Here is a 20,825-nt window from a genome sequence, read left to right on the forward strand (position 1 = left end):
TTATTCCTCCCCTTCATTAGTAAATGCTTGATATTCATCTTCGTTTAGAAGTGAATCTAATTCTTCTGGATTGGACATTTCTACTTCGACTAACCACCCTGCTTCAAATGGATGCTCGTTAATCGTCTCTGGAGCGCCTTCCAACTCTTCGTTTACAGTAACTATCGTACCTGAAACAGGTGAATAAAGTTCGGAAACTGCTTTAACTGACTCGATCGTTCCCATCGATTCATTGACCGTTACTTCATCATCAATCGCTGGATTTTCAACAAAGACGATATCACCTAACGCCTTTTGTGCATAATCAGAGATTCCAATACGTACACGATTTCCTTCTAATTGTTGTACCCACTCATGTTCTTTGCTATATCGTAAACTTGATGTAACTTTTGTCATTGTTTTTTCTCCCTCTCCGTTTTTTTGATTTTTGTTATAATTCAGAAAATAAAAGACTGATTTTACTCATAGCAGGTTGTCGATTTCGGGCTGCATGTAAAGTAGCGGAAATCGACTTAAAAACTACACGATAACTCTAATAAAATATTTCCACTTATCTTTTGTAGAATGGTGCATTAACAATAACAGCTTCAATTAGTTTATTACGAATTTCCACTTTTATCGGCGTCCCCACTTCAGCTTGGTCGGCTGATACCAAGGCTAGACCTAAGCTTTTCTTCAAAGATGGTGATTGTGTTCCGGATGTAACAATACCTATTTCCTCTCCACCTTGTGAAATCACCTTGTAACCATGACGCGGAATCCCTCTGCCTGTTACTTCAATCCCTACTAATTTTCGTTTTAATCCAGCTTCTTTTTGTTCTGTAAGAGCAGATTTTCCGATAAAGTCACTTTCTTTGTTCGTCTTTACGACAAAGCCGATTCCTGCTTCAAGCGGGCTGATATCGTTACTGAGTTCTTGGCCATAGAGTGCAAGACGTGCTTCAAGTCGAAGTGTGTCCCTTGCACCAAGTCCACATGGTTGTAATCCATTCGTAGTTCCTGCTTCTAAGAGCTTTTCCCAGAGTACTACCGCTTTGTCTGCTGCTAAATAAAGTTCATATCCATTTTCTCCTGTGTAACCTGTACGGGATACAAGTATGTCGGTAATCCCGGAGATGTTGACATGTTGGGCGAATTTAAAAGAGCCAATTTCTGATAAATCTATTTCCGTTAACTTTTGCAAAATGCTTTCTGCCTTTGGACCTTGGATGGCAAGCTGAGCGATGTCTTCCGAAATATTTTGGAGCGCCATCTCTCCTTTTACATGCTGCTTCATCCATTCGTAATCTTTCTCAATGTTTGCGGCATTAATAACGAGTAAATATTTTTCATTCCCTAATTTATAAACTAATAAATCATCGACCGTTCCGCCGTCTGGATAGCACATTGCGGTATACTGTGCTTGATTGATGCTAAGCTTTGTTACATCATTTGTAACAAGGTAGTTAATATAACTCTCGGCATCTTTCCCTTCCACAAGTACTTCTCCCATATGAGAAACATCAAAAAGTCCTGCTTCTGTTCGAACAGCTTCATGCTCTTCTAAAATGCTGGAAAACTGAACTGGCAGAGCCCAGCCACCAAAATCAATAACTTTTGCTCCGTATTTTTTATATACTTCAAAAAGCGGTGTTTGCTTTAATGCTGTTTCAGTACCCATGATCTACCCCCGATTATGATTCATGATTTCCTACAAAAAAGACGTTCTTTCACCCGTTTACCTGTTTCTGTCATTGCCAAGCCACCAAGAGCCGTTTCTCGCAGGGTCCTTGGCATATCATTTCCAACCTTATACATGGCTTCAATTACCTCATCACAAGGTATGCGGCTTTCAATCCCAGCTAGAGACATGTCGGCCGCTGAAAATGCAATTGAGGTTCCAATCACATTCCGCTTGATGCAAGGAACTTCCACAAGTCCTGCGACTGGATCACAAACCAATCCTAAAAGTGACTTCATCGCAATGGCTGTCGCATTCACGGCTTGCAGTGGTGTTCCGCCTTTTAACTCAACGATTGTCCCCGCTGCCATGGCCGTTGCGGAGCCCACCTCTGCTTGACAGCCTCCAGCAGCCCCCGAAATGAAAGAACGGTTCGCAATGACAAGCCCGAGCATACTTGCCGTGAATAACCCCATAACTAAATCTTTATAAGGCGTGCCATCATTTTTATGAAGCGAAAACAGTACCCCAGGCAGAATCCCTGCTGCACCCGCAGTTGGGGTAGCTACAATGACCCCCATTCGGGCGTTACTTTCAGAAGTTGCCAATGAAAAGCTCATTGCGTTGCTTATATAGCTGCCTGACAAAGATTTACCTTGTTGAACGTAATCATTCATTTTCACAGCATCTCCGCCAGAAATTCCACTCGGTGCGGTTGTGGCATCCTTTATACCGTTATCAACGGCTTCCTTCATTTTAATCAATCGTTCTTCCATCATACTGATAATAGCTTGTTGGTCTCTTCCTGACTTTTCTGCTTCCATCATTAGCATGATTTCGCCAATGCTTTTTTCTTCTCTTTGACAAGCTTCATTTAATTCTTTCATGGTCTGGATTTCCATCATATAGCCTTGTCCATTACTTTCTTTCTTGGATGATAAGAACTAGCAAGGGCTGAAAAGTCATCACCTGCACTGAGACGAATCGCTACCATATCGTCGTCTATCATGAAAATCTTGGATAAACCACCACCAAGTGATGCTCCGCCTACCTTTACTACACAATCGCCGCGTTTTGCTGTCACGATTGTTGTGTTAGGATGGTCAAAATACTCGCAACAGCTTTCAAATTCAATTTCGTACTGCATTCCATTCTCTTTTGCCCATTCCAACGAGTTTTTAATGCGTGAATCATCGGTATCCATCCCAAGTAATCCGCCAAGCAGTGCTTTATCTGTTCCATGTCCTTGATAGGTTTCAGCAAATGAATCATAGAATACAATTTTGACTTCTTTTGGATAATCTCCTAACAGTTCATGGATGAATTTACCGATTGACACGACTCCGGCAGTGTGGGAACTTGACGGTCCTACCATGATTGGACCTATTATGTCAAAACAACTTTGAAATTCCATTGAGTCCCCCCCTTTTTTTCTTACACAGTAATTGGTTGTTGAAATAACGGATAAATATCACAAATTCCTTTGGTTGTTTCTTTTGCTTTCTTAAGAACGTCTTTATCTCCTTTACTCTTTAGAACAGCTGAAATCACTTCACCGATTTTCACCATTTCATCCTGCTTCATGCCTCGAGTTGTTAAAGCTGCTGTTCCCATTCGGATACCACTCGTAACAAATGGCTTTTCTGGATCATATGGAATCGTATTTTTATTAGCGGTGATGCCTGCTTCTTCTAATAATTTCTCTGCTTCTTTTCCTGTTAAATTCCACGGACGTAAATCTAAAAGAACAATATGATTATCTGTTCCTCCAGAAACAAGAGCTGCACCTTTATTTTTTAATGTTTCACTAAGTGTTGCAGCATTTTCAATGACTTGTTTCGCATAGTCCTTAAAGCTTGGTTGTAATGCTTCGTTGAAAGCGACCGCTTTTGCTGCAATAATGTGCATGAGAGGGCCGCCCTGAATTCCTGGGAACACAGATTTATTAATCGATTTGATAATCTCTTCATCGTTTGTTAAAACGATACCCCCGCGAGGCCCTCTCAATGTTTTATGAGTAGTACTTGTCACAACATCTGCATATGGGATTGGGGATGGGTGAAGACCGGCCGCTACCAGCCCTGCTATATGAGCCATATCCACCATAAGTTTTGCTCCAACTTGATCAGCAATTTCTCTAAATCGTGCAAAATTAATGGTTCTTGGGTAGGCACTTGTCCCTGCAATAATCAATTTTGGTTTTTCTTTCTTTGCGATAGCTTCCAACTCATCATAATCAATTAATTGGGTATCTTCTCTAACTCCATAAGACACAACTTCAAACCATTTTCCTGAAACACTGACTGGACTTCCATGAGTTAAGTGGCCGCCATGTGAAAGGTTCATTCCCATTACTTTATCACCAGGCTGAAGCAGTGCGAAAAATACTGCGAAATTTGCTTGTGCACCCGAGTGAGGCTGAACATTTGCATATTTGGCACCAAACAGCTTTGTTAAGCGCTCAATAGCTGCTTGTTCTGCCACATCGACAAATTCACATCCGCCATAATAACGTTTTCCTGGATAACCTTCTGCATATTTATTCGTCATTACACTTCCCATTGCTTCTAATACATCTTGGCTGACGAAGTTTTCTGATGCAATCAACTCTAAGGTTTGATGCTGACGATTTTGCTCGTTTCTGATAGCTTGAAAAATGATTGAATCATTTTGCTGTAAACTCATTTGTACTCCCCCTTGAAAATTTTTGTATTAAAGGTTTGTTGCATAGCTAGTGACTACGAAACACTACCCTTTTTTGCGCACAAAAAAGAACAGAGAAGGGTAGCTTAGCTTAGCTTTCTCTACCCTTCTCTGTCCTTTTACCTGAGAGTTTAACCCTTTTTATATTAATAGGGCCTTTCCCCTTTGGTGGCGTACTACTTTATACGCGCTCTCCAGAGGTGCGTCCAGTTGTGGTTCCATCTACCTGAGAGATTTGTTCCAAGGGTCTTTTTGGAACTTGCTCCTTCGGTGGCGTGTCGCATTGCACTCTCCCACAACCGTCATTCGCTCATATTGAATTTTTATTATATTTAGAATAATTGGTAGAAATAAGATTGTCAAGATTTTCTTGTAAGCGTTAACATTATTTTTTTGAAAATTCTTACTTTATGAATGTCACATTATGGTCGTCCAGATTACTCACGGCTGCTTTTATCATCGTTTTTTTGCAAGTTGACTATTTTGGTAAAGTTAATAGTAGGTCACTGACTTTTGTCCGTTGCCTCTTAATTTTCCGCTACCTCTCCCTGATTCGACTGATCCGCATGATTTGCCTTCGTTTTCTGCATCTTATAAATCGCAATCAGCGAAATAAACCAAACAGGAGTTACGAACAAGGCAACACGAGTATCTTCCGAAAGTGCAAGCACAACAAGTACGAACGCTAGGAAAGCAAGGATCAAGTAATTAGAAATTGGATAAAGTGGTAATTTAAATTTGTTCATTTTCGCTAGATCTGGCCTTGTTTTGCGGTATTTCAAATGACTGATGACAGTAATTCCCCAAATAAAGATGAAACATACTGTAGAAATACTTGTAATTAACGTAAATACTCCTTCTGGCATTAAATAGTTCAACACAACGGAAGTTAGAATGACGACAGTTGAAAAGGCCAATGCATTGGAAGGTACTTTACGGGCATTAAGTTTTGCAAATGGCACAGGTGCATTTTTATCTTTGGCAAGTGAGTATATCATCCGGCTTGTACTGAAGATTGCGCTGTTACATGCCGAAGCAGCCGATGTTAGGACGACAAAATTGACGATACCAGCAGCTGCAGCGATACCAACAGCCACAAATACTTGGACGAATGGGCTTTCCGATGGGATGATTGCGTTCCACGGATAAACACTCATAATGACAATAAGTGCGCCAATGTAGAAAATTATAATCCGAATAGGAATATTATTGATTGCTTTTGGGATAACTTTCTCTGGATCTTCTGTTTCACCTGCTGTAAGTCCTACAAGTTCAATACCAACAAACGCAAACACTACCATCTGGAATGAGAGGATAAATCCATTTATTCCATTTGGGAACATACCTTCGTGGCTCCATAGATTCGTGAAACTGGCTGCGCCTGAATCTGTGGAAAAGCCTTTAATAATCATGAAAATACCGATAACAATTAGTGCTAGAATAGCGATAACTTTAATTAATGCGAACCAGAATTCCATTTCGCCAAAAAGTTTTACAGTTGCTAGATTCATAAATAGCAAAATGACAAGCGCAATTAAACCCGGCATCCACTGTGGTACGGAGGGAAACCAATACTGGGTATAAAGACCAACTGCTGTTAAGTCGGCCATTGCAATTGAAATCCAGCAAAACCAGTAGGTCCAGCCAGTAACAAATGCTGCCATATTACCTAAATAGTCTCTTACAAAGTCAACAAAAGAATGATAGTTCAAATTAGATAAGAGTAGTTCTCCAAGAGCGCGCATGATTAAAAAACAAATGACGCCTGTTATCAAGTAAGCAAATAATATTGATGGTCCTGCTAAATGAATAGATTTTCCTGCCCCAAGAAATAATCCCGTTCCGATTGCCCCACCAATAGCGATGAGTTGTACATGTCTGTTTTTTAGGCCTCTCTCCAACTTTTGTTCCTGCATATGATTTCCCACTCCCTAATTTCCAAATAATTGAATAATAATATTCCGATAAAATTTTGACATATTATTATTCAATCCAACAAAGAAAACGCTTACAATTTTAATATAATAATACTCAATATGTTGCTGATAAATATTCTGGTTCTGGTGCAAACCTCGAAATAATCTACCAAGCTTTTGAAAAGATAAAGGTATTGCATTCAACCTATTGCAGATTCTCTCTAAGGTAAAAGTTGTAGTCAGGAAAATTGAAAAGAAAGACTCATTCTTTAATAAATTTCATAGCACAATCCTCCTTTTTCGTTTGTGCTATCTTTCCCAGCATAAAAAGGGCAGAGGAAAGATAGGTGTTCTCCTATCTTTCCTCTGTCCTTTTACCTGAGAGTTTAACTCCTTTGGTGGCTCATAGCTCTCTCCAGAGACGCGTCCTATTGTGGTCCTTTTACCTGAGAGATTGATACCCAATTTTTTAGGAATTGCCCCTTCGGTGCTAAACAATACGTTTAGTCTCTCCCACAATTATCATCCGCTGATATAGAATTGTATTAACAGTTGTATAATAAATGGTTCTAATGGAAATTTCAACAAATATCTGAAAAAACTTTATTTTCAGAATTTTAAATGTAGAGATAGAGCTTTCTGACAGTTCATAAATTATATGCCCATAGTACCCCAAGTAAATTGTGAATTGAATAGGAGTAGATTGCTTTTTACAGTCGATAAACACCGTTCATAATAGTGTACTTTTACAAACAACTTATACCTTTCAAATATACATTACAGAGGATGCTATCTAGATAAAAGCATCCTCTGTTTACGTAATCATTATGATTGGAAATCATAAAGAAAAACCTCCAATTCAATACCGAAGTTATCTTTAATGTGCTTAATAGTTTTAGTCACCTTTTATCCAATCTTGAATAGTTTTCATCATTCTTCTCCTCCATAGGTATCGTACCTTTTTTCTTTATCTACTTATTGCCATTTTAACCCTGACCTTAATGTCCAGAAGTCATTTTAATACCTACAGCCCCTGCAATAATACACATAATAAATAGGGTCAATCTTAAACTTTTAGGTTCATTAAAGAAGATCATTCCTGCTAAAACAGTTCCAACAGAGCCGATACTGGTCCATATTGCATAGGCAGTCCCCACTGGAATAGAAGTTAATGACAAAGAAAGAAAATAAAAGCTTAAACTCCCAAAAAAAAGACACGCTACAGAGGGAAGCAATTTTCTAAACCCGTCTGCACGTTTCAGGCTTATAACACTACCAATCTCGGCAAATCCGGCAATTAGAAGAAAAAACCAAGCCATTGAATCATCCCCTAACCTTGTATAAATCATATCATTTCCTTTAATATTTAGGTTGTGCTGGATTGATTTTTATTCCAATTATCCCCAATATCATTAAAGCCATAAAAAATACTTTCAGTGGATTAATGGTCTCTCCCAAAAAAAGCATCCCAATTACTACTGTTCCCACCGTTCCTAATCCAGTAAAAATGGCGTAACCAGTTCCTAAGGGAATTGAATGTAAAGCTTTTGAAAGTAAAAAGAAACTAAAGATTATAATAACTACCGTTACTATACTAGGTATAATTTTGGTGAATCCGTGAGAATATTTAAGACCTATCACCCAGACGATTTCCAAAAGTCCTGCCATTATGATATATATCCATGCCATTTTATCGCTCTCTCCTTCGGCATTGACACTTATTTTTGAACCACGAAGTTCTCCAAATATCGATAAATCGCATAAGCTACCCCATTCTCATCATTTTTAAGGGTTGTCGTTGTACAAACAGCTTTTATGACATCTTTCGCATTTCCCATCGCTACGCTGTATCCAACTTTCTGGAACATGGATAAATCATTGTTGCTGTCCCCGATTGCCATAGCCTGATCTAAGGAGCCATTCATCAAAAAAGCCAATTTTTCAAGGGCCATTCCTTTTGAAGCTCTTTTACTAGTCATTTCAATGTTGTGATCAGCAGATGAAACAACCATCAACTCATCAAACTTTTTGAATTGTCTCCATGCTTCCTCTAATTTCTTTTTATCAAAAGAACATGCTAATATGTTATAGAATTCTTCCTCCTGTTTTAAGATATCATGATAGTTTTCGACTAAAACATATCCAAACTGGTCAAATTGCCTTTCCGCTACTTCAACTAATTCTTTCATATCTGTATTCAAATCGGCGCTTTTCAAACTTTTAATCTCATTATGGAAATGTTCTCTTCCCTTTTTAAGCGTATAAATAGCTTTATCAGTAAACACTTCGTAATAATAATTCCGTTCATCTAACCATTGGAGAATAGATTCGACACGATCTTTAGTTATCGTAATAGAAGAAATGCACTTTCCGCTTTTGGAATGAGTGGTTGCACCATTTGTCCCGATTACAAATGGGGAAATCCCGGATTTTTCACAAATTTTTTGAACGTCAAAATAAGCCCGTCCTGTTGAAATAACTACTTCAAAGCCTCTATCTTGGGCATATTGAATCGCCTTTATATTTTCTTCACTAATTTCATTCTGGTCGTTTAATAATGTTCCGTCTAAATCTATCGCAATGAAACTCATGCTATATAGCCCCTTTTCTCATTCTATCTATTAAATTCCCTTTCTAGCTTTTATACCTGCTATCAATAAAAATCCAATCAAAATAGAGAGAGAACTCCCTCATCCATCTCGATATTTCCTTTTATGGATTGACTATGCTTGAATCCAATTGATCTCCTCTAATTTTGAATGATTTCTCCATTCCTCTGGAAATGGTTGCTCGCAGACAATCACATCGACTTTTTCTAGAGGACAAACTTTACTAAATGTGTCGACACCAATTTTAGAGTAATCCGTTAGCAATATAACTTGCTTTGATACCTCGACCATCTTGCGTGATACTAATGTTTCATGTAAATGATAATTACTAACCCCACTTTGAATGGAAACACCACCAGCTGAAATGAACGCTTTATCAATATTAAATTGATTTAACATTTGTTCAGTGAGACCGCCGCTTATAGATTGATGCTTTGGATCAATTTGACCTCCTAGTAATAGAATTTGTCCTGTAAACTTATTTTCATTGAGCAATTCGGTTAACACAGACGACACAGGAAGAGAATTGGTTAAGATCGTAATGTCTATTTTATTTTCGATACACTTCGCAAATTCAAGCATGGTTGTCCCTACATCAATGGCAATCACATCTCCGTTAGAAATGAGTTCTACTGCTTTTTTCCCAACCTTGATTTTCGCTTCTTGATTCACTGTTGTACGCTGTGTAAATGGAGGCTCCTCAAATTCAAAGACTATTTTAATCGCTCCACCGTAAACCCTCTTTAAAAGTCCTTTATCCTCTAATATCATCAAATCGCGTCGAATCGTTTCCTCTGAAACATTAAATTGATCAACTAATTCCATAACTTTTACTTTTCCCATTTTGTTAAGTTCTTTTAAAATTTCATTCTTTCTTTCTTCAGGCAAAACAGACATATTCCTTCCCCCGTGATCATTAATAATTTATAAAATAATGCATTCTTTCTTCGGTACAAGGATATGAACGCGTGCTCCTTGCTCAAACATTTCCCCTCGGTGGTGAAGATAGTCTACAAGGAAAGCGGACTCATCTGTTTCTACTTCATATCTTAAAACATTCCCTGTCATAGAAACATCTTTAATAACCCCTTTAATTCCCCAGTTCTCTTGTAAATCCAAGCTATCCTCACCAGCAGAAACTAATTGTAAAACTTCAGGACGAATGGCGACTTCATTCCCTTTTAATTCTGTGCTGCGAACAAGTTTATGGAAAACTTCCATATTACAAACATTATAATTTCCGATAAATTTTGCAACAAATGTATTGACTGGAGAAGTATAAATTTCTGATGGAGAACCGGATTGTACAACTTTTCCTTTATTCATGACAAAAATTCGATCAGACATCGTCATTGCTTCTTCCTGATCATGAGTAACAAAAATAGTTGTAATATCTAATTCTTTCTGTATTCTCTTTAATTCTTTTTGCAAGCTTTTTCTAATTTTAGCATCCAATGCGCTTAACGGCTCATCCAAAAGCAGTACTTTCGGCTCCATGACAAGCGCACGGGCAAGAGCAACCCTCTGCTGTTGTCCACCAGATAATTGATGAGGATACGACTCTTCTTTTCCTATCAAATCAACCATATCAATCATATTTTTCACTTTTGATTTAATATTTTTTACCTTCTTCATTTTAAGCCCGTACGCGATATTGTCAAAAACGCTCATATTTGGGAAAAGCGCATAAGACTGAAAAACCATACCGACTTCACGCTGACGCGGTGATAAATTAGTAATATCTTTTCCATCAATTAAGATTCTTCCTACATCAACACCTTCAAGCCCCGCAATGGAACGTAATAATGTACTTTTCCCGCATCCGCTTTGCCCAAGAAGTGTAGCAAATTCTCCTTTTTTTAATGTTAAAGAAATGTCATTTAGAACGACTTGATTTTCATACCCCTTAGTCACTTGATCGATGGTTACATAGTTCATTACTTTTCACCTTCTATAGCAGTATTTTTATTACAGTGTTGTTTTTTAAAAAATGAAAGAATTCGCTTCTTATTTGACACGACAGGATTTTTTTCGTTTCTAAACGTAAGTTTTAATACAATCCCCGTTAAAAGTAAAATCATTGAATAATAAGTAATAACAATTGCACTTGTTAAGTGACCACTGCTGTTTAGTTTGTCGGCAAGATAAATTTGAATGGTTTCAAATCGGCCCCCTACAAGCAAATTAGCAAAAGCAAACTCACTAAATAAAAGAGCGACTGATAATAAGGTAGACACTAAAATACCAGATATAATATTTGGAAACACCACTGTGCGAAACGACTGGAATTTTGTAGCACCCAGTAATTCAGCTGCATCAACAAGCTGCACGGCATTAATCGTACGAAGACTGCTACGAATACCTTGATACATAAATGGCAGAATCGTTATGAAATAGGCACCGATTAAAATCCAAGGTGTTCCGGCAATTTGAATCGGTCCATCTGAATATACCTTGATTAATCCTACAGCTCCAACAATGGGAGGAATTCCATAAGGAAGCATAGCTGCTGCTTGAAGTAATCCTTCCCATTTACTGAAATATACCGTGATGATAAAGATAGTCGGAAGCATAATAACAACACTAAGACCTACAGACATGACAATTAAAAACAGCGTTCGTCGAAAAGCATCATAAAACCGTTCATCTTGAAATAATTCAATATACCAATCCATTGTATAACTCTCAGGTAAAATGGTATGATCCCATTTACCGGCAATCGAGAATAAAAATGTTCCTACAAGCGGAATTAATAAATATATAACTAGTAACCCAACAATCACTTTATGAAAAGTCAATGAAGATTTCATCGTAAATCCCTCCTAATGCGGCGCATCATTCGTTCATTGAACCACATCGCCCCTATCATTGTCGCTGCTAGAAGAACTCCCATCGCACTACCTAGCTGCGGCTTTAATGCAACGTCACTAGCAACTAGAGAGGCAATTTGCAATGACAATAAGTTATAGTTGCTGCCTACTAATGCATAGGCAGTAGCGTAAGCTCCCATCGAATTAGCAAACAAAATACTGAAAGTACCTACAATACTAGGTAAAAGAACTGGAATCCCAATGTGAAGCCAAAATGATAATGTTGATCCTCCTAATAATGAAGAAGCTTCTTTCCATTGTTTCTTAATTCCTTGATAAGACGGGTAGATGAGCATAATAGCAAGCGGAATTTGAAAATATATATAAACAAGAATGAGGCCTGTCCATGAATATAAATTAAAATCCGCAAACACATCCCCACCAATCTTTGAAAAAAGCAACGTAAACAACCCATTGTTTCCAAGTAAAATAATAAATGAAAATGAAAGGGGAATACCCTCAAAGTTCGACGTCATATTGGCAATCATCAGTAAGCGATTTTGTATTTTTTGTGAGAACTTTGTAATCGAATAGGCTGCAATGACTGCTATAATCACAGAAGTTACAGCAGAAAATAAAGAAATGACAAGGCTATTTTGAATGGCTTGTAAGTAAAATTTACTTTTAAATATGGTGATATATTGATCAATCGTAACTTGAATTCCATTGTCTGCATAAAAACTATTTTTAATCATTGCCACTAATGGTCCTATTTCAAATCCAATCACAAACAAAATAAATGGCAGTAAAAGAGCTAATAAGTAAATTTTTTGTTTTTTTATTTTTCGCAAGACTTCTCGCTCCTCTTTGTTCTCTAACAATTTGGGAATTGGTTTAACAGTACGTTCGTTAAACCAATTCCCGTCAACCTTCATTCTTCATTATAATGTTGAATAGTGTATCTTTTTTAAAGGGTATTTTTTCCTTTCAGACCTGGAAATTGATATGAAATCATTTTATTGGACGGCTCAATATTTAAAAGTTCACAAACGAGCGGTGCAAAAGCTAATTGCGGAACTACTTCACTGTAAACGCCAGGCTCAACTTTTGGACTCATGATAAAGAGCGGTACATCACGCTCACCATCAGTTATGCCGCCATGGTTGCCATATTCACTCATGCCATGATCAGATGTAATTAAAATGTGGTAACCTTCTTTGATCCAAATTGGCAAAAGTTGTGCCAACAAGCTTCCCATTTTTAAGATTTGTTCACGATATTCTTTCGATTCCGAACCGAAAATTTCTCCTTTTACATCTACACCGAGCGGATGAATATATAAAAAGTGTGGGTCATACTTTCTGCGCAAAGCTTCTGCATCCATTAACACATGGCTGTCTGGATAGTCATCATCCCAATAAAATTTTCCATTTTGAATCGGCTTAGATTCATCCTCTTGCTCACGATCTTCAATAAAATGGAATGGCGCGCGATTATAAAGTTCGCTTACCCAGTAATAAGATACCGTTCCGTTTCTTAAGCCGTTTTCTTTCGTAAGATGAAAGAGACTTTTCTCAGTAGATAGGCGAACGGCTTGATTGGACGTAATTCCGTTCACTGATGCCGCTGTACCCGTTAGTAACACCTCATATAATGGACGGGAAAGACTTGGGAGTTCCGACTTTACTTTGTAAAGTGCTGCCTGATTTGTTTCAACTAGATGTTGAATAAATCCAAGAGCCTCACATGCTTTATCATATCTCATACCATCAACAATAATTGCTATTACTTTATTTGACATGGACTAACACCTCTTCTTGCCAAAGCTGTGGTAATTGCTTTGCCGTTTCTTCCCAAGCTTTGTAATCTTCAATTGGTTTTGCATTTTTGTACTGTTCTTCTGGAACCATTTTTTCAGCTACTTCTTTCGGTAGTTCTACATCGCGAATTGGACGGGCAAATCCTTTAGCTAAGTTAATTTGTCCTTCATCGCTTAAGATATATTCTCTAGTTGCCATCGCCGCATGCGGATGCTTTGCATTTTTGTTAATAATAGTTGCGTAGCCGCTTACGACTGAACCTTCACTTGGAATGGCGACTTCAAATTGATCGCGGTTAATTTGGTCAGCGTAACCAAGAGCATTGAAATCCCAAACTAAGGCAACTTCCACTTCCCCTTTTTCGATATTAGCTGGTTTAGCATCAGTTAAGCTAAGGCGGCCTTGCTTGGCAAGCTTAGCAAAATAGTCAATTCCTGGTTGGAGATTTGTTTCATCACCACCGTAAGCCTTAGCGGCAGCAAGAACGGCCATTTGGTTCTGTGTACCACGCTGAACATCTCCAACTGTTACTTTATAATCTCCTTTTAATATGTCATCCCATGATTTTGGCGGGTTATCTACTAATTCTTTATTAGTTAAGAATGCAATCGTTCCTTGGTATCCAACAACCCAATCTCCATTGTCATCTTTTGCCCAGTCAGGTACCTCGTCCCAATAGGAAGTTTTATATGGCATCGTTAATTCTTTTTGTTCTGCGATGGGCCCAAAGGAAACCCCTACATCGCCGATATCAGCTGTTGCATTCTCTCCTTCAGATTCCATTTTGGCAATCTCTTCGGCACTGGATAAATCTGTATCATTGTGTTCCAATTTATATTTTTTCATCACTTCATTCCACGTTTCTCCCCAGTTAGCCCATGAATCAGGCATACCCACACTATTAATTGTCCCCTCTTCTTTTGCCTTTGTTTCAATTTCTTTCAGGGTTAACGAACTTGGATCCTTAACAACTGGAGCAGCCTCCTCTTTAGTAGATCCACAAGCAGCTAATCCTAGTACACTCACTCCTAACATCACAGCTTGAATAGACTTGTAACAATTCTTCTTGAATGTGTAATTCATAAAAAGTGCCTCCATTTAGTGTGGAATTTTTAATGTTTATTACTGTTTGTTACGGTTTAATCATAATTCGACAATATTAATCCCACATTAATCAACTATTAAGGTTTTGTAAAACAACTCTTTATTCGTCAAATTCACCAGGTTTTATTTCCATAATCATCCAGAAATAAAGCCTCAACGTATATGATGCTTGTACATGCTGAAAGGATTCGATTTACTCAAGAGAAGAAAGATTGGCAGGATTATGAACTTATTAAGGAAATATTTGAGGCCAAGGGGAAAAAAGCAGGTGCACTCACCATCAAAATGATTTTAGAGAATAAGCATTTTGTCACGATGAACCATAAAAAGATTCGGAGGCTCATGCATAAGTTCAATCATAAAGCCACAATTCGTCAACCGAAAGCCACTCATGAGCAAACCACTTAAACAGGAATTTTAACCAAGGAGACCGAGGAAAGTTCTCCTTATAGATATCACTTACGTTTATTATGGTTCTGGACAACAAGCTTATCTTTCTTGTGTCAAAGACGCTGTTACACGAGAAATCATCGCTTTTCACTTATCTAAAAGTCTCAAGATGGGGATTGTCTATCAGACATTGGAGAAGCTCTATGATTCCCTAAAAGTTCTAATATATCCTGAAGCGATCATTCATTCAGACCAAGGCGTTCATTACACACACACTGAGTTCCAGCGCCGAGTGAAAGAACTAGGGCTGAAACAATCCATGCCGCGAAAGGGCAACTATTGGGATAACGCCATTATGGAATCATTCTTTGCCCATTTTAAAGATGAAGTGGATTATTTGGAGTGTCAAACTTTTGATAGTTACACCGATTGATTGAAGAATATATGGAAGAATACTATACAAATCGTTACCAATGGAGCCTAAATAGAATGACTCCCGCACAACGCAAAAAAGGACAGAAAAGAGTAATGGCAACATTCCCTTCTCTGTCCTTTTAACTGAGAGTTTAACTCTATGCTACAAAGAGTCTTCCTCTTTGGTGGCATTTTATAAACGCGCTCTCCAGAGTTGCGTCCCATTGTGGTTCTTTTACCTGAGAGATTTGTTTCAAGGGTTTTTTTTGGAACTTGCTCCTTCGGTGACTGTCAACATTGCACTCTCCCACAATCGTCAACCGCTATACGTTTTTTTAAATACTCTAAATATTCTAAATGGATAATTATTTACATAAGTGTTTTTTATGATATCGCCTCTATTTTTATACATATTCAGGAAACTAAGAAAAGATAAAACGGAGGAAAATCACTTTATATCAGCAAACGCTTTCAAATTTAACAGACTAATGCTTCTTTATGAAGTTCTGCTCTTGATGATCGCTGATTGCATCCTGGTTTCTCTCTTTTTCTTTTAAAACATAACTAAGTAAGTCTAATGAGAGGCGCGCTGCCACTTGTCCAGTTATTCCCGTATGATCGTAAGGAGTAGCAACTTCTACCATATCAAAACCGATTACTTCTCCTCTTTTTGCAATTCCATGGAGTAATTCGTTGACTTCATCATAAAGCAGGCCTCCAGGAGAAGGTGTCCCTGTCGCAGGGGCGATCGATGGGTCGAGGCCATCAATGTCCATGGTAATATAATATTTTTCACCTGCTGGAATAAGTTCCAAAACCTGTTCAAATCCCATCTTTCTCATTTGGCGGGGAGACAAGATGACACTTCCGTATTCTCTGGCAGCATCGACATCTTCTTTTTTACTGCTGCTGATTCCACGAATGCCCAATTGAAAAATCTTTTGAACATGATTCATTTCAGATAAGCGGCGGATGCAGCTTCCATGTCCAACCCGCATTCCTGAACGGTGATCTGCCCAGTCTAAATGCGCATCAATCTGGATCACATGAAATGGCCCGAGTTCACCCAAGCCCTTTCCTACTGGAATTGTAATGGAATGATCTCCACCTAAAACAACCGGCATTGCACCTTTTGAAACGATTTTCCGAATGGCTTCTTCCGTATTATCATGGGATTGCATCATATCCCCATGTACTATGTCTACATCGCCGCAATCAACAACTTTCCATTTCGGGCCAAGATACATGATATCATTTTCAATATCATAGGCTCCATCTAACCCGAAACTATATAATGTAGAGCCTTCACGAATTCCTCTTGGACCCATTCTTGCGCCTGACTTCCATTGTGTTCCCATATCATTTGGAACTCCAATGACAGCTACATCTGCATCTAGCTGGTCTAGATCCGGACATACGGGATATTTCCCGAAAGTACAGATTCCGGTAAAAGGTAAATTAAGATGTTGTTTTTCATTATTCGACATGTACTTTGCCTCCCACTTGTATTACGTTCTCGTTAATATATACGCAAGCTTCATGCCAACCTATAAAACTAGGCAAAACGGATTTGTGTAGTCAATAATGACTATCAGGAACCAACATATTTTCTGATTACTCGATTCTCCTTAGTAAACGCCACAGAGAAAGAGCGCGGGGGAATATAATTCATATATAGTAAAATATTATTTTTGTTTTATTAGGTCTTAAAAAAGACAAATCTTGATGAACTGGCTTTTTACTCGTAAAATAAAACAATTAGGCTGACAGCTTTCTTTCTGTTAAAGCCCATCTTCAGAATTAATATTTTTAAATTTTAAAATATTGGTGAATTCAAAAAATGCATCCTCTATTATTAGTCAAAAATTTCTTCGATGTAAGCATTACTCACTCTCTTTTATCTCTACTTCTCCATTTTTAATGATCAAACCACTTGGTTGGCTCCACTTCTAAATTAATGTTGATTTGTTTTACCTCACTAAACTCATCTAAACCATAAGTTCCTAACCCCCGACCAATCCCGCTCTGCTTGTAGCCTCCCCACGGTGCTTCATTGTAGGCTAGATTGTAGGCATTAATCCATGTAATTCCGGCTCTTATTTTCTTAATCACTCGTAAAGCCTTCGCACCGTCTTGGGAAAATACACCTGCTGCGAGGCCGTATGGAGTATCATTGGCAAGCTGGATGGCTTCCGCTTCATCTTTAAACTTTTGTACAGTCAGTACTGGCCCAAATATTTCTTCCTGAACAATTCTCATGTCCGGTTTGGTATCAACAAATATTGTCGGCTCAACAAAATAGCCCTTTTCTAGTCCATTGCTTGTGATACGCTTGCCGCCGCAGGCTAATGTCGCCCCTTCTTCTATGCCATGTTGAATATATTGGAGTACCTCATTCATATGTGCTTCACTGACAAGGGCACCCATTTCTGTAGATGGTTGATCACCAGGGCCGACCCGGATCTTTTTCGCTTTCTCTATCAGTCTATCGATAAACTTGTCGTGAATGCTCTCTTCAAGCAGCAAACGCGATCCTGCATTACAAACTTGGCCGGCGTTGACAAAAATTCCATATAAAGCATAATCCACGGCCGTCTCAAAGTCTGCGTCGGCAAAAACGATGTTAGGTGACTTGCCGCCTAATTCGAGTGCAATGTTTTTAATATTTCCAGCTGCTTTTTGCATGACGTTTCTTCCTGTTGACGTGCTGCCAGTAAACGAAACCATATCAACTTTATCGCTTTCCGCTAATTCATTTCCTACTGTTCCCCCACCACCCATAACTAGGTTTGCAACGCCATCTGGTATGCCAACTTCTTTGATAATCTCGAACAATTTAGTGGTGGTAACCGGAGTTATCCCGGCTGGTTTAAACACGACCGTATTTCCTGCAGCAAGGGCAGGGGCTATTTTCCAAGCTCCCGTCAGTAAAGGAAAATTCCACGGAGCGATCAGTCCACATACCCCTACCGGCTCTCGAACAACCATAGCCTGTACAGGACCAGAAACAGGATACGTTTGGCCGTCAGGTTTAGTGACTAAGCCGGCATAATAACGAAAACAATCCGCTGCGTCAGCAATGTCAAACTCTGACTCTTTAAGAGGTTTTCCGGTATTGGCTGTTTCAAGTTGGCTAAGCTCAGATACATGTTCTTCAATTTTCTCTGCTATTTTAAATAAATAGGAAGCCCGTTCCGAAGCCGGTAAGTCCGACCAAATCCCAGAATCAAATGCGGTTCGTGCCGCATCAATGGCCATCTTGGCATCTTCTGCATTTCCGTTAGGAGCCTCTGCAATGATCTTGCCGTTTGCCGGATTTACAATATTTTTCTTCTGTTTACTTAAAGAATCCATCCACTCACCGTTTATAAACATTTTCAACTTATGCAATTTGAAAAACCTCCAGTTCGTTATTCTTACTTTATAGCAATCTCATATCCATAAATAGCTAATTATGTACCCGCAGCAAGTGGGCATACGCATGTTTTCTGTAAACCATGGCGGCCGCCCAATTAAAACTCCCATTAAGCCGACCGCCGATTCAAAAATTCTAGATCAACATTAATCTAGTTGAATTTTTAAATTAATGTTGTGTTTTTCGCCTCATAAGTCTTTTGGAATAATGCCAAATAATCTTCGCGTGTCACTTTTCTTGAATTCGTCTGTGTACATAAATGAACTGCTGCCCCGTCAGCAAGGAATGGGAAATCTTCAGGATTGATATTATTTAAATCTCGAAAATCAGGAATGCCAATTTTACGAGCAAGCTCTTTTAACAATACAACACCTTCATAGGCAGTTTCCTCCATTGTTTTACCTTCTTTATTTGCTCCAAGTTTTTCAGCTACAATTGCATGCTTTTCAGGGTTTGAAGGAATATTAAATTCAAACACATGTGGAAGAAATATAGAATTTGCTACCCCATGTGGAGTATCATAAAGACCTCCAAGTGGTTCAGCCATAGCATGTACAGCACCAAGATCCGCGTGATTAAATGCCATACCTGCAATTAAACTGGCTACAAGCATATTTTTCCGTCCTTCTAAGTCGTTCCCATTTTCTACAGCTAACGGAAGGTACTTAGCAATTAATTCAATTGAATAAAGACTGAGAGCATCTGAAATTGGTTCAGCAATATTGCTGGTATAAGCTTCGATAGCATGTGTAAGGGCATCCATTCCAGTAGCAGCAGTAATAGATTTAGGCAGAGTTAGAGTTAATTCAGGATCCAAAATTGCTAGTTTCGGAGCCAGTCTAATGTCAAGTATAGCCTCTTTCTGTTTTGTAACTGTATCTGTAATGACAGAACCTGTTGTAACCTCACTTCCAGTGCCTGAAGTTGTAGGAATACAAATAAGTGGAGTGATTTCTCTCTCTAGTAAATTAAAACCGTAACGCTCTCTAAGCTCTCCTCCATGGGTTAAAAGTGTACCAATTGCTTTTGCTGTATCCATCGAACTTCCGCCGCCAAGACCTATCAAAAGATCTATTTCCTCGTCTTTAAATTGTTGATAGGCTCTATGGCAATCTACATCTTTTGGATTAGGAGTAATTTCATCAAAAACAATATAATTGACACCTTCTTGGTCTAACGAATCGGTAACCTTTTGTAAAATTCCAGTTTGCGCCAGTCCTTTATCGGTAATTAGAAGTGCCTTTTTTCCTCCTAGCTCTTTTGCTCTTTTCCCAATATTTTTAACTTTTCCGTTCCCAAACTCTATAGAGGTAGGAAGATTGAAATTAAAATCCCAGATCATCATTAATGTCCCCTTTCAATTTTTCAAACAGTGTAATAGTACAGTGACTCACTCTCTTTTACTCTTTTATATCTACTTATCCATTTTTAATGATCAAACCACTTGGTTGGCTCCACTTCTAAATTAATGTTAATTTGTTTTACCTCACTAAACTCATCTAAACCAAAAGTTCCTAATCCACGGCCAATTCCGCTCTGTTTGTAGCCTCCCCACGGTGCTTCATTGTAGGCTAGATTATAAGCATTAATCCACGTAATTCCTGCTCTTATTTTCTTAGTCACTCTTAAAGCCTTCGCGCCGTCTTGTGAAAATACACCTGCTGCGAGGCCGTATGGAGTATCATTGGCAAGTTGGATGGCTTCCGCTTCATCTTTAAATTTTTGCACGGTAAGTACTGGCCCGAATATTTCTTCCTGAACAATTCTCATGTCCGGTTTGGTATCAACAAATATCGTCGGCTCAACAAAATAGCCCATTTCAAGTCCATTGCTTGTGATACGCTTGCCGCCGCAGGCTAATGTCGCCCCTTCTTCTATGCCAAGTTGAATATATTGGAGTACCTTATTCATATGCGCTTCACTGACAAGGGCACCCATTTGTGTAGACGGTTGATCACCAGGGCCGACCCGGATTCGCTTTCTC

Annotated in this window: 20 protein-coding genes, 1 pseudogene and 4 riboswitches; of the genes and pseudogenes, 2 read left to right on the top strand and 19 right to left on the bottom strand. The window is 38.6% G+C overall.

Translation table 11 applies throughout. From position 1 onward, the window contains the following. The 15 genes from gcvH to AKG34_RS11690 all read right to left on the bottom strand — a co-directional run bounded on the left by gcvH (window position 1) and on the right by AKG34_RS11690 (window position 14,601). Window positions 1-396 (bottom strand): glycine cleavage system protein GcvH, encoded by a 396-nt coding sequence (gene gcvH, locus AKG34_RS11620; protein ID WP_053346221.1) that lies wholly within the window; start codon window positions 394-396, stop codon window positions 1-3. Between the two features lie 154 nt (window positions 397-550). Next, window positions 551-1,660, bottom strand: a complete 1,110-nt coding sequence (gene gcvT, locus AKG34_RS11625) for a glycine cleavage system aminomethyltransferase GcvT (RefSeq protein ID WP_053346222.1) — start codon at window positions 1,658-1,660, stop codon at window positions 551-553. 20 nt (window positions 1,661-1,680) lie between these two features. Further along, a complete protein-coding gene (gene sdaAA, locus AKG34_RS11630) occupies window positions 1,681-2,562 on the bottom strand; it encodes an L-serine ammonia-lyase, iron-sulfur-dependent, subunit alpha (RefSeq protein WP_053348086.1) in 882 nt (293 codons plus the stop codon). Next, window positions 2,562-3,074, bottom strand: coding sequence for a serine dehydratase beta chain (locus AKG34_RS11635; RefSeq protein ID WP_053346223.1), 513 nt, complete (start codon window positions 3,072-3,074; stop codon window positions 2,562-2,564). The genes sdaAA and AKG34_RS11635 overlap by 1 nt, the downstream gene beginning before the upstream one ends. 20 nt (window positions 3,075-3,094) lie before the next feature. Continuing rightward, a complete protein-coding gene (gene glyA, locus AKG34_RS11640) occupies window positions 3,095-4,345 on the bottom strand; it encodes a serine hydroxymethyltransferase (protein WP_053346224.1) in 1,251 nt (416 codons plus the stop codon). Between the two features lie 119 nt (window positions 4,346-4,464). After that, window positions 4,465-4,571, bottom strand: a riboswitch (glycine riboswitch). A gap of 319 nt (window positions 4,572-4,890) precedes the next feature. Continuing rightward, complete coding sequence (locus AKG34_RS11645) at window positions 4,891-6,279, bottom strand: amino acid permease (protein ID WP_053346225.1); 1,389 nt, start codon at window positions 6,277-6,279, stop codon at window positions 4,891-4,893. 364 nt (window positions 6,280-6,643) lie between these two features. After that, window positions 6,644-6,700: riboswitch (glycine riboswitch) on the bottom strand. A 3-nt stretch (window positions 6,701-6,703) separates the two neighbouring features. Next, a riboswitch (glycine riboswitch) is annotated at window positions 6,704-6,805 on the bottom strand. 472 nt (window positions 6,806-7,277) lie between these two features. Next, on the bottom strand, window positions 7,278-7,598 hold the full coding sequence (locus AKG34_RS11650; protein WP_053346226.1) for a DMT family transporter: 321 nt from the start codon (window positions 7,596-7,598) through the stop codon (window positions 7,278-7,280). A 40-nt stretch (window positions 7,599-7,638) separates the two neighbouring features. Next, window positions 7,639-7,968, bottom strand: coding sequence for a DMT family transporter (locus tag AKG34_RS11655; RefSeq protein WP_053346227.1), 330 nt, complete (start codon window positions 7,966-7,968; stop codon window positions 7,639-7,641). 29 nt (window positions 7,969-7,997) lie between these two features. Then, window positions 7,998-8,870: a Cof-type HAD-IIB family hydrolase gene (locus tag AKG34_RS11660; protein ID WP_053346228.1), complete on the bottom strand. Its 873-nt coding sequence runs from the start codon at window positions 8,868-8,870 to the stop codon at window positions 7,998-8,000. Window positions 8,871-9,002: 132 nt separating this feature from the next. Beyond that, window positions 9,003-9,785, bottom strand: coding sequence for a DeoR/GlpR family DNA-binding transcription regulator (locus AKG34_RS11665; protein ID WP_053346229.1), 783 nt, complete (start codon window positions 9,783-9,785; stop codon window positions 9,003-9,005). Between the two features lie 27 nt (window positions 9,786-9,812). Then, window positions 9,813-10,826: an ABC transporter ATP-binding protein gene (locus AKG34_RS11670; protein ID WP_053346230.1), complete on the bottom strand. Its 1,014-nt coding sequence runs from the start codon at window positions 10,824-10,826 to the stop codon at window positions 9,813-9,815. Then, complete coding sequence (locus AKG34_RS11675) at window positions 10,826-11,698, bottom strand: ABC transporter permease (protein ID WP_053346231.1); 873 nt, start codon at window positions 11,696-11,698, stop codon at window positions 10,826-10,828. The genes AKG34_RS11670 and AKG34_RS11675 overlap by 1 nt, the downstream gene beginning before the upstream one ends. Beyond that, on the bottom strand, window positions 11,695-12,549 hold the full coding sequence (locus tag AKG34_RS11680; protein WP_053346232.1) for an ABC transporter permease: 855 nt from the start codon (window positions 12,547-12,549) through the stop codon (window positions 11,695-11,697). Before AKG34_RS11680 ends, AKG34_RS11675 begins: the two co-directional genes overlap by 4 nt. A 116-nt stretch (window positions 12,550-12,665) precedes the next feature. Further along, window positions 12,666-13,499 (bottom strand): alkaline phosphatase family protein, encoded by an 834-nt coding sequence (locus AKG34_RS11685; protein ID WP_053346233.1) that lies wholly within the window; start codon window positions 13,497-13,499, stop codon window positions 12,666-12,668. Next, entirely contained in the window at window positions 13,489-14,601 is a 1,113-nt protein-coding gene (locus AKG34_RS11690) for an ABC transporter substrate-binding protein (protein WP_053346234.1), read from the bottom strand. The genes AKG34_RS11685 and AKG34_RS11690 overlap by 11 nt, the downstream gene beginning before the upstream one ends. A 186-nt stretch (window positions 14,602-14,787) precedes the next feature. On the opposite strand from AKG34_RS11690, the gene AKG34_RS29655 reads away from it, so the two are divergent. Further along, window positions 14,788-15,030: a helix-turn-helix domain-containing protein gene (locus AKG34_RS29655; protein ID WP_407946286.1), complete on the top strand. Its 243-nt coding sequence runs from the start codon at window positions 14,788-14,790 to the stop codon at window positions 15,028-15,030. 28 nt (window positions 15,031-15,058) lie between these two features. Then, window positions 15,059-15,445 (top strand): annotated as a pseudogene (locus AKG34_RS26965) (DDE-type integrase/transposase/recombinase); the annotation flags it as partial. A 198-nt stretch (window positions 15,446-15,643) separates the two neighbouring features. Then, a riboswitch (glycine riboswitch) is annotated at window positions 15,644-15,746 on the bottom strand. A 165-nt stretch (window positions 15,747-15,911) separates the two neighbouring features. Here AKG34_RS26965 and speB read toward each other — a convergent pair. From speB to AKG34_RS28875, 4 genes are all read right to left on the bottom strand, one after another. Beyond that, window positions 15,912-16,913: an agmatinase gene (gene speB / locus AKG34_RS11700; RefSeq protein ID WP_053346235.1), complete on the bottom strand. Its 1,002-nt coding sequence runs from the start codon at window positions 16,911-16,913 to the stop codon at window positions 15,912-15,914. Between the two features lie 430 nt (window positions 16,914-17,343). Continuing rightward, entirely contained in the window at window positions 17,344-18,816 is a 1,473-nt protein-coding gene (locus AKG34_RS11705; protein ID WP_152952278.1) for an aldehyde dehydrogenase family protein, read from the bottom strand. A 188-nt stretch (window positions 18,817-19,004) separates the two neighbouring features. Next, on the bottom strand, window positions 19,005-20,183 hold the full coding sequence (locus AKG34_RS11710) for an iron-containing alcohol dehydrogenase (protein ID WP_053346236.1): 1,179 nt from the start codon (window positions 20,181-20,183) through the stop codon (window positions 19,005-19,007). Between the two features lie 86 nt (window positions 20,184-20,269). Next, the coding region (locus AKG34_RS28875; protein WP_407946253.1) for an aldehyde dehydrogenase family protein at window positions 20,270-20,825 on the bottom strand (556 nt) is incomplete at its 5' end.

The organism is Peribacillus butanolivorans, from assembly GCF_001273755.1.
Lineage (GTDB): Bacteria > Bacillota > Bacilli > Bacillales > DSM-1321 > Peribacillus > Peribacillus butanolivorans.